This is a genomic window from Pedobacter gandavensis, assembly GCF_032678465.1.
GTDB classification, from domain to species: Bacteria; Bacteroidota; Bacteroidia; order Sphingobacteriales; family Sphingobacteriaceae; genus Pedobacter; species Pedobacter gandavensis_B.
Genome location: NZ_JAVTSK010000012.1, coordinates 131,429 through 148,485, shown reverse-complemented (window position 1 = coordinate 148,485; position 17,057 = coordinate 131,429). Strand labels below are relative to the sequence as shown.

At 40.7% G+C, this 17,057-nt stretch carries 15 protein-coding genes; 6 read left to right on the top strand and 9 right to left on the bottom strand.

The window, feature by feature from the left end; all coding sequences use genetic code 11:
• Positions 1–59 precede the first annotated feature (59 nt).
• The gene (locus tag R2Q94_RS19500; RefSeq protein WP_316823160.1) at positions 60–1,463 is read left to right on the top strand and encodes a DUF3472 domain-containing protein; all 1,404 of its coding nucleotides are present in this window, start codon (positions 60–62) and stop codon (positions 1,461–1,463) included.
• A gap of 107 nt (positions 1,464–1,570) precedes the next feature.
• On the opposite strand, the gene R2Q94_RS19495 is transcribed toward R2Q94_RS19500, so the two are convergent.
• Positions 1,571–2,590 carry an NAD(P)H-quinone oxidoreductase gene (locus tag R2Q94_RS19495; RefSeq protein ID WP_316823159.1) on the bottom strand — a complete coding sequence of 340 codons (1,020 nt, stop codon included), beginning with the start codon at positions 2,588–2,590 and terminating at the stop codon, positions 1,571–1,573.
• A 202-nt stretch (positions 2,591–2,792) separates the two neighbouring features.
• On the opposite strand from R2Q94_RS19495, the gene R2Q94_RS19490 reads away from it, so the two are divergent.
• Positions 2,793–2,957, top strand: coding sequence for a hypothetical protein (locus R2Q94_RS19490; protein ID WP_316823158.1), 165 nt, complete (start codon positions 2,793–2,795; stop codon positions 2,955–2,957).
• A gap of 255 nt (positions 2,958–3,212) precedes the next feature.
• Positions 3,213–3,773: an elongation factor P gene (efp, locus tag R2Q94_RS19485; RefSeq protein ID WP_316823157.1), complete on the top strand. Its 561-nt coding sequence runs from the start codon at positions 3,213–3,215 to the stop codon at positions 3,771–3,773.
• Between the two features lie 303 nt (positions 3,774–4,076).
• On the opposite strand, the gene R2Q94_RS19480 is transcribed toward efp, so the two are convergent.
• The 4 genes from R2Q94_RS19480 to R2Q94_RS19465 all read right to left on the bottom strand — a co-directional run bounded on the left by R2Q94_RS19480 (position 4,077) and on the right by R2Q94_RS19465 (position 9,902).
• On the bottom strand, positions 4,077–5,240 hold the full coding sequence (locus R2Q94_RS19480; protein WP_316823156.1) for an MFS transporter: 1,164 nt from the start codon (positions 5,238–5,240) through the stop codon (positions 4,077–4,079).
• A 102-nt stretch (positions 5,241–5,342) separates the two neighbouring features.
• Complete coding sequence (locus R2Q94_RS19475; protein ID WP_316823155.1) at positions 5,343–7,130, bottom strand: SGNH/GDSL hydrolase family protein; 1,788 nt, start codon at positions 7,128–7,130, stop codon at positions 5,343–5,345.
• A 34-nt stretch (positions 7,131–7,164) separates the two neighbouring features.
• On the bottom strand, positions 7,165–8,337 hold the full coding sequence (locus R2Q94_RS19470) for a sialidase family protein (protein ID WP_316823154.1): 1,173 nt from the start codon (positions 8,335–8,337) through the stop codon (positions 7,165–7,167).
• 29 nt (positions 8,338–8,366) lie between these two features.
• Positions 8,367–9,902: a sulfatase gene (locus R2Q94_RS19465; protein WP_316823153.1), complete on the bottom strand. Its 1,536-nt coding sequence runs from the start codon at positions 9,900–9,902 to the stop codon at positions 8,367–8,369.
• Positions 9,903–10,043: 141 nt separating this feature from the next.
• Between R2Q94_RS19465 and R2Q94_RS19460 the strand changes: the two genes are divergently transcribed.
• From R2Q94_RS19460 to R2Q94_RS19450, 3 genes are all read left to right on the top strand, one after another.
• Positions 10,044–12,317, top strand: coding sequence for a family 20 glycosylhydrolase (locus R2Q94_RS19460; RefSeq protein WP_316823152.1), 2,274 nt, complete (start codon positions 10,044–10,046; stop codon positions 12,315–12,317).
• A 97-nt stretch (positions 12,318–12,414) separates the two neighbouring features.
• On the top strand, positions 12,415–13,773 hold the full coding sequence (locus R2Q94_RS19455; RefSeq protein ID WP_316823151.1) for an amidohydrolase: 1,359 nt from the start codon (positions 12,415–12,417) through the stop codon (positions 13,771–13,773).
• Between the two features lie 20 nt (positions 13,774–13,793).
• On the top strand, positions 13,794–14,708 hold the full coding sequence (locus R2Q94_RS19450; RefSeq protein WP_316823150.1) for a patatin family protein: 915 nt from the start codon (positions 13,794–13,796) through the stop codon (positions 14,706–14,708).
• A gap of 14 nt (positions 14,709–14,722) precedes the next feature.
• On the opposite strand, the gene R2Q94_RS19445 is transcribed toward R2Q94_RS19450, so the two are convergent.
• The 4 genes from R2Q94_RS19445 to R2Q94_RS19430 form a co-directional block, all read right to left on the bottom strand.
• Positions 14,723–15,115: an acyl-CoA thioesterase gene (locus R2Q94_RS19445; protein WP_316823149.1), complete on the bottom strand. Its 393-nt coding sequence runs from the start codon at positions 15,113–15,115 to the stop codon at positions 14,723–14,725.
• A 57-nt stretch (positions 15,116–15,172) separates the two neighbouring features.
• Positions 15,173–15,373 (bottom strand): helix-turn-helix transcriptional regulator, encoded by a 201-nt coding sequence (locus R2Q94_RS19440; RefSeq protein ID WP_316823148.1) that lies wholly within the window; start codon positions 15,371–15,373, stop codon positions 15,173–15,175.
• Positions 15,363–15,836, bottom strand: a complete 474-nt coding sequence (locus R2Q94_RS19435; RefSeq protein WP_316823147.1) for a hypothetical protein — start codon at positions 15,834–15,836, stop codon at positions 15,363–15,365. Before R2Q94_RS19435 ends, R2Q94_RS19440 begins: the two co-directional genes overlap by 11 nt.
• 153 nt (positions 15,837–15,989) lie before the next feature.
• Positions 15,990–17,000 carry an NADP-dependent oxidoreductase gene (locus tag R2Q94_RS19430; RefSeq protein ID WP_316823146.1) on the bottom strand — a complete coding sequence of 337 codons (1,011 nt, stop codon included), beginning with the start codon at positions 16,998–17,000 and terminating at the stop codon, positions 15,990–15,992.
• Positions 17,001–17,057: the final 57 nt, after the last annotated feature.

The following is a 17,057-nucleotide window of genomic DNA, read 5'->3' as shown; positions in this document are numbered from 1 at the left end:
CATCAACCACAAGAATCACCATTTTAATCAAGTTATTTGGTTAAACAACTAAACACACAATGAAATTAAATCAACCAAATTGTAAAACCAGTCTGGCCACAGTCTTATTGATTGCAGCCGGACTCTCAGGCTTTGCCCAAAGTAAAACCTTCAAAGAGGTTTTTACTGTTCCAGCCAACAAAGCTTACATTGAACCATTTACACCTGGCGACCGCGGTGTTTCCGTACCTGTCGGCTATCCGGAAGACAAGGGTATTGTTTCCAGGTGGAGCGACAAAAGTAAAAGCGTGGTCTGGTACCTTTATCAGAAAACTGGTCAGTATGATTTTTACTTTGACCATACTGTTGATCAGGGGAAAAAATTAAGTTTCGAATTGATCATTACGCCTATTACAACTCTCAATGATTTTAAAACCATTCGTAAAAAATTAACTTTTACTGGAAACGGACAAGCAAATTCACTGTTTGCCGCCAACATCACGGTACCCAAAACCGGTTATTTCCGATATGAACTGAAACCTGTTAGTGCCCCACAATCTGCAATAAAAATAAATGCATTAACTTTTAAATCACTAAAGGAAGCCGGACAAGTGAATCAGACAGATTACCAATCCTCTCCTTCTGTCCATTTGAGTTTTAGCAGTACACAGCCTACGACCAAATCCTACAATTGGATCTACCAGGAAATTATGGTTCCAAAAGGTGGCGATCCATTGGCAACCTATTACATGAGCTTAGGTTTCTACCGTGGCTACATGGGTATACAAACAAATTCTGATTCAGAACGCAGGGTGCTTTTTTCTGTATGGGACAGCAAAGATGCAGAAAACGATAAAACCATTACTGAGCATGATTATGTCTCATTTGTAGACAAGGATAAATCAACAACTGTGAATACCTTTGGTGGTGAGGGGACTGGTGGACAATCTTATGTGAAAACGGCGAACTGGAAAAGCAATGAACCCGTTAAGTTTTTAATGAATGTTTTGAAACAAGACAACAATTCAGTGGTTTTATCGGCATGGTACAAGCTGGAAGGTGAAGACTGGAAATATGTTGCTACCTGGAGAGCACCGAAAGAACAACGAATGTTTGATGGTTACTATTCTTTCCTGGAAAACTTCGGTTATACCAATGGTCAGATTCGAAGAGAAGCCTACTACTATAATGCCTGGGGCATGGAAGACCAGACTGGAAAGTGGGTAAACTTCAATAAAGTGAGGTTCTCTAATACAGATGGCAAACCAGGGCAGCGTATTGATTTCGAACAAGGGGTTTCTAAGAAATATCCGGATATGTTTTACATGTCTTCCGGTGGATATACTCCTACTTTGAAAACAGCCAATATAATCCCTGTCTCAACAAAACAAATGGATCTTAATTTAAAACCATTTGAGGAAAGAGTAGCTACCGCATTGAAAAATGAAGAAAGCAACAACAAGGATTTCAAAACGAAGAAATAATATATTTTAGAAAGCAGGGCTAAAATATTGGTCCACAAATATTCAAAAAGTCTCATAAATGAGACTTTTTGCTTTATCCCAAACATCAGGACAGCTGTACAATTCGCCTACTCTGGGATTTCCAAAATGATCTTACCTAAATGCCGGCTACTTTCCATCAACTCATGCGCTTTACCTGCTTCTTCCAATGGAAAAACTTTAAAAATACAGGAAGTATACTTTCCTTTTGAAAACATAGGCCAGACCTTTTCCAAAATATCCTTCGTCAAGGCTGTTTTAAATGCTACATCCCGATTCCTTAAGGTGCTTCCCATAATACTCAGTCTTTTTCGCATCATTTGCATAATGTTTAAAGACACCATATTTCCTTCCATTGCATTGATGTACACCAATCTGCCCTCTGGTTTTAAAACCTCTATATTCTTTTGAAAATAGGATCCCCCAATCATGTCCAGCACTACGTCAACTTGTTTTTCCTTTAATTCCTGTTCAAAATCATGGGTTTTATAATTGATAAAATCATCTGCCCCTAAATCCAGACAATATTGTCCTTTTTCTTCTGAACCTACAGTAACCAGAACTTCTGCTCCAAAATATTTTGCCAATTGAATGGCGGTACTGCCGATCCCACTACTGCCCCCATGGACCAATAACGTTTCATTGGCTTGTAAACGACCACGCTGAAAGACATTGTTCCAGACTGTAAAAATTGTTTCAGGCAGCGCGGCAGCTTCAAAGAAGCTTAAGCCATCAGGAATAGGGAGGCAATGTCCGGCCTCGACTTTTACATATTCCGCATAACCTCCACCCGCTACGAGTGCGCATACCCGATCATTCATTTTCCATTGTTTTACATTTGCGCCCAATTCTTCAATCAGACCTGCCACTTCTAAACCTGGAATATCCTGAGGAGCATCTGGGGGCGGCGGATAACTCCCTTTTCGCTGGAATACATCGGGCCGATTCAGTCCTGCTGCTTTAACCCGGATCAACACCTCATTTTCATTAATTAGCGGCTTTGTTCTCTCCTCAGTTTTTAAAACCTCTGGTCCACCAAATGAAGTAATTACAATTGCTTTCATGCGCATGCAGGCAACATTTATCCTGCCAAAACTCAAGCAGTTCATACCATTTCGATTAAAATAAAGAAAAACCATTGTAAAAGCTGTAGAAAAACAACTTACTATGCACTAAGATTTATTTATTTCAGATTGACCAAAACAACTTTGTATTTAAAGTGTTATCACATTCTATCACTTTTTTTAAAGCCCTTCTATTACCATAGTATTTAAGTGCAAAATTTCACAACTCACCTTTCAACTACCGAAAATGGAAGATACAGTTCAACAACAAATCAGGTTATCACTGCTTCAGATGGCATTGGATAACGCCGTAACTATTGAAGACTATGAAGAATGTCAACAGTTAATAGGCATGGAGCTTTTGAAAGACGTCCAAAACCCTATAACGGCAACCTTAGTGGAAGCTAAATAACAGTCCTACAGCTCCGCTGTAATTTTTAACACCTCAATTCAGGCAACTTTCATCCCTATTCATTTTCCCTACAATTGATGCCTTCAAATTCCTGTATTTAAGCCCTGTGCTTTATACTACTGCGGCCCTTATTACAAAAGGCTTGATTTATTTATTTACATCTGTTTAGAAGAAAACTCAATTTCTTATCTCCTGAAAGTATAAATAACCAAAAAAGCACATATATTTGAGCACAAATTTTACAATTATATTTATATGGCAAAGGCATCTGAAATTAAAGTAGGAAATATTTTACGTTTCAACGGCGAACTGGTAACAGTTACGGAAATTTTACATCGTACACCAGGTAAAGGTGGAGCATTCTACTTAGGTAAGTTTCGCAATATTAAAACAGGAAAAATTGTGGAAGCCCGTTTAGGAACTGATGAGCAAGTTGAAATTTGCCGTGTAGAGACTAACGACTACCAATACTTATATGAAGAAGGCGATTATTTTGTAGTAATGGATAATGAGTCTTTTGAGCAGTTTAGCGTAGCTAAAGAATTATTTGGTGAATCTGCAAAATTCATTAAAGAAGGAATGAGCGTTATTGTTTCTTTTGAAAGTGAAGAACCAATTATGGCTCAGGCTCCGAATTTCGTAGAGCTATTGGTTACTTATGCGGAACCAGCTGTTAAAGGTGATACTTCTTCTGGTGCTCAGAAAATGGTCACTACAGAAAATGGTATTGAATTAAGAGTACCATTGTTCGTAAATGAAGGCGACAAATTAAAAGTAGATACGCGCACAGGTGAATATGTGGAGCGTGTGAAATAAGATATTTCATTTCAAAAAAAAAGGGTGCCTGAAGGCACCCTTTTTTTTTGACCTTTTTTATGATTGGTATCAAAAGAAAAAGTCCAGTTCTCCTATCCCAAGGTCTACTTTTAAGTTAAAAATTCTGGATGGCTATACTGCTAAATTTGAGGTCGAAGGTGCTAGAAACGCAGCATCTGTGTTGTTTATACAACCTAATGGAAATTTCAAAGCGACACGAAAAAACAAATAAACCAGACATTCAGATAAAATACACAAACCACTCATTAATAAATCAATGTATTTATTAATGAGTGGTTTTTTTTAATTTCTAAACCTATAGGAAATGGCCATGAGTATCAACAACACTGCAGTAAATCCAAACGCGATAGGTAAGGAAAAAGAATAAGCGATGAAGCCAAGGATGGCTGGCCCTGCCAGCTGTCCGGCGTAACCAATTGTGGTGATCACAGGTATCGCTACTGTTGCAGGAACATCTTTCAACTTCCCTCCCTCACTGATAAACACCGGGACAATGTTGGCTGCACCTAAGCCCAATAAAACAAAACCAAGGATTGTCGTACTTAACCATGGGCTAAATACGGCCAGTAAAATTCCAAAAGCAGCCAGTAAACTTCCGGCTACCACTACAGTTTTCCCATCAAACTTAGCCACCAGTTTATCGCCGGTTAAACGCATAAAAGCCATGGCTATTGAAAACGCAGCATAACCTATTCCAGAAAAGCTTTCCGTAACCCCGCGACTTTCTCTAAGGAACAATGCGCTCCAATCCAACATCGCCCCTTCGGATAAAAAGACTGCAAAACACATTAAACCCAGGAATAGTACAGAAGCTGTAAACCATGAAGCAGGTTTATCTGTGGAGGCCACTGAAAACTTCTGTACAGCAAATTTCTCGGTAGCCTGATCAAACAATGAGTTAAAATTTAAGGACACAATGAGCACCAATAAAATAGCGATCGTAATTGCGGCGACTACCGGTTCCAATCCTAACCTCATGAGAAATCCCAAACCTAATGAACCCAATAAGCCTCCGACACTAAATAAACCATGTAAAGAGGACATGATTGGTTTTTCAGACATATTCTCCACCTGGACTCCATGGGTGTTCATTGCCACATCTACGATCCCTACTGCTGCTCCAAAAATAAATAGCGCAATTCCCATTTGAAGCGTGGTATTACTGAGCATTAACAAGGGCAACATTACCGCCATCAGCAAAGCAGCACATAAGATCACGACCCTGCTGCCAAAGCGATGAGACAGAAAACCACTGATAGGCATCATAGAAATGGCTCCTGCACCCAGGAGCAACAGCAATAAACCCAAATTCGCATCATTTAAGCCTAGCCTTTCTTTAGCATAAGGTACCATTGGAGCCCAACTTGAAATGCCCAAACCACAAACCAGAAAGATAAATTTAGTTGCCCTTTCGGCTTTAAGTGTTTTCTTTAAATCATTTATCATAAATGCAAAGTAAAGCAATATTCTGCAATAATTTGCAACAATTAGATGTATAGTTGCAAAACTATACAAATAGGCCGCTTCAAACTAGATTCCAGATACAGCTTAGTTCTGCATTTGCAATGTGCCGGACAAAAATCTCCCTAGCTGATCATAACCCATTGCATTTGGGTGCAAACCATCAGAGAATAGGGATTCGTCGATGCGTTTCTGAGGATTCAGGAAAATCCCTGATGCATCTACATATCTTAAATCTTTAAGGGCAGCCATTTTTGCGATTTGCTTGTTCAACTTAGAAATCCTGGCCTCCATGCCTTTTCTGGGTAGAATCCCCAGCAGCATTAATTTTGAATTTGGTTGCTTTTCCCTGATCGTTTCGACCAATAGTTTTAAGCCTGCTACAATCTCTTCATCGGAATTGATTTCCAGGTTATTGGTTCCGATCATCAATAGGATTTGTTGTGCACTGAAACCATCCAATTCTCCATGCTGAACCCGCCATAGAACATTTTCTATACGATCCCAACCAAAGCCCATATTTATTGGATTGCTTTTGCCAAAGTACTTTATCCAGGAATCATTGCCATTGACTCTTGGAGCAGCAGGTGCTCCTCCCCAGTAATGCGTGATAGAATTTCCTATAAAAACCAGCTTAGGTTGCTGCTCCGCGGCATAGGCTAGAACTTGTTGATGTCTGCTTTCCCAATCGTAAGTATTGGCATCTCTACGCTGGGTAACAGGAATTGTGGTAGATACCCGACCATTACGCTCTTTAAATATATTTTTAATCTTTTTCTCGTAAGCATTCGCATAATTCATCATTCCAATATCATTCGGATGCACACCATCTACCGTGCTTTCAATGTCATGGCCAATCTCCTCTTTAGACAGCAGGTACAAATTTTTAATGTTCGCCTTTCTTAAAGAGTCGAACGTATTTCGAAGTACACCGTTGACCGTTTCATAAGCTAATTTACGGATAGGTTGCATCTCCGCCTCTGTAAAACCCTCATGTTCGGTCAGCAAAATAGGCACAGCCGGTCTTTTAGACTGAATCTGATGAACTGCATCCACAATTCTTTTACTCAGCATTGCATTGCTCATTTCTTTGGAAATCAGATTGGGCAAACAATCTAAAACATAAAGTTTCGCATCAATCTGAGTAATATAGTCGAGCACTTCAGGTTCCAGTTTACCATTTCCAGAAAAGCCGAGGTTCAGCATGGGCCTGTCCAGCTTTCTTCCAAGAATGGAAGTCCAGGCCAGCCCAGGTCTGCTGGCACAAGCACCCTGGGCTATTGAAGTGCCATAAACTACAATTGGTTTTTCTTGTATGGAGACCGGGACAGGCTTAAAGCTGGCTGCTGTTGGAACTGCCACTTCCAGCCATTTCACCGAATTATAAAGTGGCAGATATAAACGGTATTCCCGATCCTGAACATGACCATCTTTACCTGATATATTCAAAAAACGGTATTTAATGGTATCTCCGAAAGCATAATTACCAGCACACCATAACCATTTACCATTGACATCTTTCACATAAAGATCCAGACCACTTACACCTGTTGCAGGCATATGTGGCATTTGGATAGCCCCCGATACTGTATATTTAACAACGATTTCTTCTGCATTGGTTTTGAACCTAAGCTGAAGTCCGGCGCTATTTTCTGCCAGATTCCAAACGGCTTTTCGCAGCCTGGTTTCTGCTGAGGCAGGTAAACGGTCGTAATCACTTTTATAGCCATTTGCCCATCCTCTGCCTTGAATTACATTCAGGCTGTCTGTTGCCGGATTCCAGGACTTAAATGCTTTATTTTCCTGTGCCATACCAGATTGGTTGGCGAGATTAAGGGTTAATAAGCTGACCGCAATCAATATCCAATTTTTCATGTGTTTTGTGCTTACGCAATTTGAGCCTCAATTCCTATTTCCAGTCTACTGCAGAAAAGGCGATTTCTGAATAGTTGTCCTTTTCAAATAACACCCCTATCTTTTTTTCGCTTAGTTTTAACAGATCCGAATAAGCTGCATAAGCGATATTGGGCTGACCTGCTCCCTGATAAACAGGAATCTTTCTTGCCCAGGTTTTTCCATCATCAAAACTGATGCGCAGCGTTAACTGATCACGCTGTCTGGTATCTGCAGCATTACAAAATGCCAATACATTTTTTCCCTTCTTTTCAGCGATATTGAGGATGCTCCCCTGACAAACCGGATCGATCAGCACCGGGTCAAAATAGGTGTTATCCCAGCTTGCCCCACCATCACTACTGATCGAAACAATCCTTTCTTTTTGATCACCTTTCTGATTTCTACTGTTCATCATCAGCCTTCCTCCGGATAGTTCCGCAGCCATAGACTCATTACTTCCAGGGAGATCCAAACTATTACCTAATTTAAAAGTTTGTCCGTGGTCATCTGTATAATAGCCATGTGCCACATAATGTTCTGCTCTGGCTTTCGGAGCTCCGGCAGTATGATTGGCTGCAACGAACATTCTTCCTTTATACTTCCCAGATTGAAACTGCATTGCATGACCTGGGGTATTGGCATAGTATCTCCAATCCTCCTTGAAATTGTATTGTGGATCCACAGCAGGTTGATTAGGGCGGTGTACCTGGGTGGTGATATCTACTTCTTCTGACCAGCTCTGGCCCCCGTCGGTTGAGGTTTTATATTTACATCTTTTTATTCCTTTGCCATTAATGATTTCCGCTTCTCCATGATCTCCGGTATTGTAAAAAAGGAAAATCCTTCCTTTTGGAAACCTTGGATCAGTTAAGTCCAGCACCGGGGCAGGATTACCCAGTTGAAGGTTACCAAATTCCGCAACCACTTGTAAATCGGACCAGGTTTTCCCCTGATCCTTACTACTTTTCATGACAATATCTATGTCGCCAAAATCTCCTGCATTGTTCACTCTTCCTTCGCAAAAAGCGAGTATGGTTCCATCCTTTAAGCCAATCATTGCCGGAATCCGAAAGCTCTTATATCCTTCTTTCCCTGAGACAAATACAGGATGGTACTTTTGTTGTGCATTGAGCTGTAAGCATAGCAGCAATGCGATGCTCATCATGAGTAATTTTTTCTTGTTCATTTGTGTGTTTAGCTATTGTTTGGTGCTGGTTAAGGCATTGCTACCGGTTTTCCTGTGCTTTTAAGCATCGGCATAGGCGCCTCCCATTTTCTCAATTTTGCAGCGAGTAAATCCGACAATTCCTTTATCCTTTCCGGGTTTGATAAAGCGAGATCCTCTAATTCTCCGATATCTGATTTGAGGTTATAAAGCTGCTTACTACCATCCCTCATGTTATAGATCATTTTCCAGTCTCCTTTTCTAATCGCCGATTTATAGTTGATCCCAGGTCCGTCTTTCGCAATCCATTTGTTAGGCGTATGCCAAATTAGCACACGCTCGTTATCCTGCTCATCTGGATTATTTAAAATAGACACCATACTTTTGCCATCCAATTCCTGAATGGTCCTATAATTCTTCAGACCTGCCATTTCCAGAATGGTTGGGAAGAAATCTTCGATGATCACATATTGATTTGCGGTAGTACCCGCTTTCACTACACCAGGCCATTTCACCAACATTGGCTCACGGATACCGCCTTCGTTTATAGAGCCCTTACCTGCTTTCAAAGGAAGGTTTTGTGTATGTATTGCACCTCCTCTTGGGGGTGTCAGACTTAGTCCGCCATTGTCGCTCATGAACATAATAATCGTATTTTTGTCCACCTGCTTTGCCTTCAGATAATCCATGATATCCCCCAGACTTTTGTCCATTCCTTCCAGTAAAGCCGCATATTTGGCTTCCTGAGGGTCCAGTCCTTTATCGATATATTTCTGATAAAAGCGTGGATCTGCCTGTAATGGATCATGAACTGCATAATGTGCCAGATTCAAATAAAAGGGCTGTTTGTTTCTGATCGGTCCTTCCATTGTTTTCATGGCTTCCTGAGTCAATGCTTCTGTCAGAAAGGTTTCAGATCCATAATACTCTTCCAGATCCGGCACTGACTGCATGCTGTTCTTACCGGGCTTATTGCCATAATAATCTGCAGCAAAATAACTTTGTGGGTGACCGGCGGCATGGCCGGCAATGTTTACTATAAAGCCCAGGTTATATGGACTGGCACCTGGTGTACCTACGGAAGCCCAATGAGCCTTCCCCACATGAATGGTAAAGTACCCTGCATCTTTTAGCAGTTGCGGATAGGCTGTGGCATGGATGGTATTTGGAATACCTGCTTTAGGGCTCAAACCTGTATAATTCCAATTTGCAGGCGAGAACTGTTCATCAGGATTATCGGAAGATACATTGAGTTGTGGAGAAGTCCAGTTGGTCACTTTATGGTGTGCGGCATTCATTCCGCTGATCATGCTTACCCTGCTTGGGGTACATACCGGCGTGGCATAAGCATTTGTAAATTTCATCCCTTCTTTAGCGAGTCGCTCCATGTTTGGGGTATGGTAACGCGCATTCAGTGGTGTTTTTTGTGTCCAGAATGGCAATGAGGTGTCTTGCCAGCCCATATCGTCTACCAGGAACACAATAATATTTGGTTTTTTCTGTGCGTAAATACTGCTGGTTGTAACGATAAGAACCAGCAAAGAGTTGAAAAGAAAACGGTTGAGTTTCGGCTGAGTAAGTTTCATATTCTAAAAATACTTGGATATTTTATAAAAAAAAGGATAATATTTAATAATTAGCCAAATACGCTGAAGACATAGTATCTGACTTTCTTGACTTTCCTCAGAATTTTTTAGTTAATTTGAAAAACACACAATCTATTTTAAATGAACCTAAAACGATTTTTACTGTTTTCTTTCTTTTCGATTGGCACTGCTTTCACAGTGATGTCACAGGAAAACAGTTATCCGATTATTCCAAAACCTGCGCAGCTGGAAAGCATGCCTGGTCAATTCAACTGGTACAAAAACACGGTGATCCGCAATGGTGCCGGAACGGGCTTCGCTGATGCGACAAAAGAGCTACAACAACTGACGGCAGGTTTAAAAACCAGCACCAGGCGACCTAATTTTATCCTGATTAAAAAAGATCCTTCCCTCAGTGCTGAGGAAGGCTATAAACTACAGGTAGAACCCAATCAGATCACGATCCTAACGGCAAATCCTTCGGGTGCTTTCTGGGCAATTGCGACCCTGAAACAGCTAATTGGAACTCCTGCCTTAAAACCAGGTGCTGGTTCTTTTGTGGTTCCTGCGGTAAAAATTGCTGATGCACCAAAGTTTGCATGGAGAGGCATCCATCTGGATGTATCCAGACATTTCTTTGATCTGGCTTATTTGAGAACTTTTATCGACCGTATGGTACTTTATAAGTTTAATAAATTCCACATCCATTTAACAGATGATCAGGGCTGGAGAATTGAGATTAAAAAATATCCGGAGCTGACTTCAAAAGGCGCCTGGAGAAAAATGAACGGACAGGATTCAGTTTGTTTAAAACTTGCTAAAGACAATCCTGACTATAATTTACCTGAGAAACATTTCAAAACCATTAACGGCGAACGCATGTATGGTGGTTTCTATACTCAAGATGAAATGCGAGACCTGATTCGCTATGCATCCGCACGTGGGGTGGAAATGATTCCGGAAATAGACATGCCAGGTCATATGATGGCTGCTACGAAGTTAATGCCATGGCTAACAGCTTCTGGAATCAGTCAGCAGGGAAAGACCTTCTCAGAGCCGCTCTGTCCTTGTAAAGAAAGCACTTATGAATTTGCAGAAAATGTATTCTCAGAGATTTTTGCACTTTTCCCAAGCAAATATGTTCATTTAGGAGCAGATGAGGTGGAAAAAGACAGCTGGGCAAAGTCTGAAGAATGTAAAGCACTGATGAAACGCGAAAACTTAAAAAGTGTAGATGAATTACAAAGTCATTTTGTACACCGTATGGAGCGCTTTTTCAACAGTAAAGGTAAGAAAATGATCGGCTGGGACGAGATTCTGGAAGGTGGGGTATCTCCTACTGCAACCATGATGTATTGGAGAGCATGGGTGCCTAAAGCACCAAAACATGCCGCTGAAAAAGGTTTGAACATGATCATGATGCCTGGAGAGTTTTGCTATTTTGATGCACAACAAGATGGTGGATCTCTGAAAAAAGTATATGGTTTTGATCCTTACAATTATGGATTCACTAAAGCTGAAGAGAAATTGGTACTGGGTGTTCAGGCCGGTATCTGGACGGAATACATCCCTTCGGAAGCACGTTTGGAATACATGGTTTTCCCAAGAATGCAGGCGCTTTCTGAAGTCGCCTGGAGTAATGGCACTAAAGATTGGAACGCTTTTGAGAAAAGAATGAATGTACAATATCCATTTTTGGATGCGATGAACATCAATTATCGTCAGCCTGACCTGACTGGCTTTTCTCCGAAAAGCGTTTTTGTAGATCAGACGGTCTTAAAAATCATCAATCCATTAGGTACATCGGTATTGCGCTATACTACTGATGGTACAAAACCAGGTGTAAATTCTACAGTTTACAATGGTCAATTGCTCATCAATACCCCTACTCAGGTAAAGATTGCCGCATTCCGTCCAAATGGAAAAATGGGTGAAGTTTATACCATCGATTATGACCAGCAGTCGTATTCCAAAGGCCTGACTTTGGCACAAGCAGCAAAAGGATTGAAATTCTCTTACTATCCTAAATCCTATAAAACGGTTACTCAGATCAATGAAGCAGATAAAAAATCTACTGCCATTGCTGCTGCAATAGAGATTCCGGTAAAAGAGCAGGCTCCTACTTTTGGGACTAAACATGAAGGCTATTTTTACGCAGCTGAGCAGGGCGTATATACATTTTATCTGCGTGCTGATGATGGTAGTAACCTATACCTGGACAACAAATTGCTGGTTGACAATGATGGTTTACACAGTGCGATTGAAAAGTCTGCGCAAATTGCTTTAGGCAAAGGTTACCATCCTTTTAAATTACTATTTATCGAAGGTGGCGGTGGCTATACACTTTCATTGGATTATGTAGGTCCTGATGGCCAACGTAAAACAGTAAGTGCTGCTGATTTTGCACATGAATAACTACAACCGCTAAAAAACGCCCGTTAAGATAAAATCTAACGGGCGTTTTTTTATTGAAGAACCCTTAACTTTGTGATTACCCTATACCTCGATTAAAATGACCAATACTGAGCTGACACGCAAAAAATTCATTCAACAGACTATGGGCGTCATCGGATACGGAATTGTATCCAGCGCCATACCGAACTCAGCACATGCTGTCACCAAAAACGATTCCCCGAAATTTTCAAAGCAACTTGTTTTTAAAAACGTCCGATTGGAAACTGGTTTTCACAGGGATGATTTTGAAGTAACCGGCACTAAGACTGCATTATTTTGCATCACCATTGAAGATGGAAAAATCAAATCGATACAAGACAACACGGACATCAAAGGCGCAATAGATGCAAAAGGCTACTTAATGTTGCCTGCAATGAAAGATATGCACATCCACCTGGATAAAACCTGGTATGGTGGAAAATGGAAGGCCGGTTCAAAGCGTCAACATTCTGTACAGGATATGATTGCCCTGGAGGAAAAGATACTTCCCGAGCTTTTAAAAACGTCTACTGCCCGTGCAGAGAACATCATTGAATTACTGCAATCCAATGGTTCCAACTTTGCCAGAAGCCATGTTAACATTGAACCAACTTCTCAATTGAACTCTTTAAAAAATCTATACCGGGCTATTGAAAACAAAAAAGACAGTTTTGGAGTAGAAATTGTTGCCTTCCCGCAGCATGGACTGTTCAGGTCTAAGTCTGAAGGCTTAATGAAGGAAGCCGCACAGATGGATATTGATTTCATCGGTGGACTGGATCCGCAAAGCATTGATGGCAGTATAGAAAAGTCCATAGATTTCACTGTCCAGCTGGCTTTAGATTACAAACGCGGCATTGATATTCATTTGCATGAATCCGGCGAAAGTGGTTTTAAAACGATTCAATACCTGATCAAAAAAGTGAATGAAAGCCCAGAGCTGAAAGGAAAAACCTTCCTTAGCCATTGCTTTGCATTGGGCAAATTACCAGCTAAACTACAGGAAGAAACCGCTGTGCAATTGGCTGCAGCACAAATTGGCATCATTTCCACCATCCCTTTTGGTGGCTTAATCATGCCCATCCCGACCTTGTATAAACATGGGGTCAATGTCATGACGGGCACAGACAGTGTGGTAGACCATTGGAGTCCATTTGGAACTGGCAGTATGCTACAAAAAGCCAATTTAATGGCACAATTGTACGGTTATTCCACAGAACTTGAACTTTCCAGGTGTTTAAAAATCGCCACCAACAACATTCTGCCACTGAATGAAAATGGAGATCAGCAATGGCCAAGACAGGGCGACATCGCAGATTTCAACCTGGTAGATGCCAGTTGTTCGGCAGAGGCAGTGGCAAGAAATTCAACCATTAAAGCATTATATCATCATGGTAAATGTGCTTATCAAAACAGCACATCATCCAGCCTCAGCTAAAACATTAACCCTCAGAATATATGGCAGTAAAGGCATTGGTAATTTCCGGAGGTGGCAGTAAGGGCGCTTTTGCAGGCGGCCTTGCTGAATACCTGATTAAAGTATGTAAAAATGATTATCAGATTTTTATCGGTAGTTCTACCGGTAGTTTACTCGTTCCTTTGCTTTCCATAGGAGAAATCGATAAACTAAAAAAGGTATTTACCTCAGTTACCCAGGACCAGATCTTCAACATAGATCCCTTTATCATCAATAAGAAGGATGGGTTCTTTAAGACCAGTATCAACCATTTTGGGGTATTAAAAATGTTCCTCAAAAAGAGAATGACTTTTGGGGAGAGTAAAAACCTCAGGGATCTGATCAAAAAAACCATCAGTGCGGAAGATTATAAAAGGATACTGAGTGCTGATCGGGATGTCATTGTTACGGTCTCCAATCTGAGTAAAATGACTGTCGAATATAAGCTGGCAAAAGACTGTAGCTACGAGGATTATTGTGATTGGATCTGGGCTTCTACTTCCCTTGTTCCATTCATGAGTCTGGTCAGTAAAAATGGTGATGATTATGCTGATGGAGGAATGGGCGACTTGATTCCGATCTATGAAGCGATACAGAGGGGAGCTACAGATATTGATGTGATCGTTTTAAAATCAGACCGAAGTCTCCAACAAACACCGGCCATCCATAATGCGCTCGACTTAACTTACCGGATTTTTGGTTTTATGCTCAATCAGATTGGCCTGGATGACCTGACTATCGGGAAATTGGAAGGGCTGAACAAGAAAGTAAAACTCAATTTTTATCATCCCCTGGATGCGCTGACTTCCAATTCCCTGATCTTTGACCCGGAACAAATGAAACACTGGTGGGATTTAGGTTTTAAATGTGGCCAGGACAATTCCCTAAATCCTAAAGTAGTTAAAATTAATCACTAAATTCAGACCCAGTTCTATATCCCCAGTGTATCAAAAACTTCTCCTCTACTCAGTTTGCCATCTACTTTTGCAATCACCTCTACTTTGGCCCTGAGACATAAAGCCTGATCTTCAACGCGGACAATATCCTGGAAGAACACTAATTTTATGCCCTGACGTTCCGTTCTAAGCTGTACTGAAAAGACATCCTTACTGCTCAGTGACCTTTTAAAATCCATCTCAATTCTGGAAACCATTAACAGAAGTCCCTGATCAGTTAGTTCTTTGAAGGACTTGTCTTTAGACAACAGGTATTCGTGTCTGGCATGTTCCAGGTAGTTCTGGTACACCGCATTGTTCACCACCCCCTGCAGGTCACATTCATAATCTCTTACTTTCAACTGAATTTCAAAAATATAATCCTTCATAATTGCTAAAGGTCGGGATCTTATCCAAATTTACATTAGGGAATGAAGAACTAAATATTAATCCTCCGGATCCAGCTCAAAGATTTCTTCCACAGGGACAGCAAATACCCTGGCCATTTTTAAGGCCAATACTGTTGAAGGCACATACTTTCCGGATTCTATGGTATTGATGGTTTGTCTGGATACCTGGATCATTTCGCTAAGTTCTGCCTGAGTAATGTGCTTGATTGCTCTCAGGACACGTATGTTATTTTTCATCTGAGCCCCTTTCCCTATTTAACTTAAATAAACTATAATAGAACTTAATAATGAATATTATTAATATCGTGAACATATTGTAAAGTACAAAAGCCATAAATTCAAGGCCATAAACCAACAGACATGCGAATATTAGAATACCGTAAGAGGTCAACACTGCCCATTGCCAGGACCTTAATCTAATCAGAGAGATGTATTCGTCCTCATTTTTCTCCTTAGAAAAACAAATCATTAATAAGCCAATTAATATACCAACTATCAGGACAGAAATGGTCAGGTTGTTGTTTTTTGCCCATTGGAAATAATCGGTGTAAGGAGAAGTAAATCCCGGGATTTCTAAATTCAACTTATCATAAACATTGGGATAAATGAGAAAGCAATAAACATATAAACTTAATGTGATTGAGAATAGGATCCAGCCAAATACCTTGTATTTACTGGGCAACAATAGATAAGTTTTCATACAGCGTTTTTTTTCTAAACATAAGAGAATAACATCAAACAAACAAGACATAAAGTAAAGTTTATTTTACTTTATGTCTTGTTTGTTTGTCTTACGATTTTAATTACACGCTAAAATTCTGCTGAGGCTCCTAAAAACCAAGATTTAATTAAATTACGCTGTTGAAATATTCATGACTATTTTTTTTCCATTCGTCCGGTTTTCCTCCAGAATTTGATGTGCCTCTGCGACAGATTGAATGGTAAAGCTATCGAAAACCAATAATGGCGGAGCTGTAATCTCCTGATTTTCTAACATTCCTGCAATCCTGCCTAGCTGATCTCCATACCATTTGTAATGATTAAAAAGTGCGTAGGCATAATTTGAGATGTGGTAAACTGTTGCCCCTTTATCAAAAAAATCTGATAGCGCTTTTGAAGTTCCCAATGCTGTTACATCTGCATAACTACCATTCACACGGATCAGGCTTGCACATAGTTCCGACATTTCCCCTCCTACCAGATCAATACAAAAGTCGAACATTTCGCCTTCATTTTCCGCTAAGATCAGGTTCTTCAAGTCCGGCTGATGGTAATCTACAATTTGCCTGTCTGCCAATCCCGCTTCCAGAAGCACTGCCTTACTTTTTACATTTCCGGCAGTCGCCACGATATGGTGATCAGCATTTGCATTTAGCAATTTAATTAATGCCAAACCTACCCCTCCGGCAGCGCCGGTCAGCAGGATGCGGTCTGAGCTCTTGATCCCTAAACGATCGACGATCTGCAACGCTGTTAAATAAACAACCGGAATGGCTGCAGCTTGCTGATAACTCAGATGAACTGGTTTTATAGTCAGTATCGCTGCCGGTACTACGATATATTCGGCATAAGTGCCATTAGACCCCATACTTCCAGATGCTGAAAACACAGCATCTCCTGTGTGGAACGATCGTACTTTGGTACCAACACGAACCACAGTTCCAGAAAACTCCCTCCCTAAAACAGGAGAATGTAATCGCTTACTTTCAGACCTTCCCTGCCTCATTTGGTAGTCAATTGGATTGAATGCTGTGGCCATAATTTTTACCAAAACTTCTTCGGGTCCGATTTCAGGAAGTCCCATGTGCTCCCTTAATTCAAAGTTCTCGGTCCCCCCGAATCCTTTTAAGATGATTGCTTTCATATGAATACATTTAATACCTACAAAACTATTCCTGAAAAGCTTATTTTTGCTATGGGT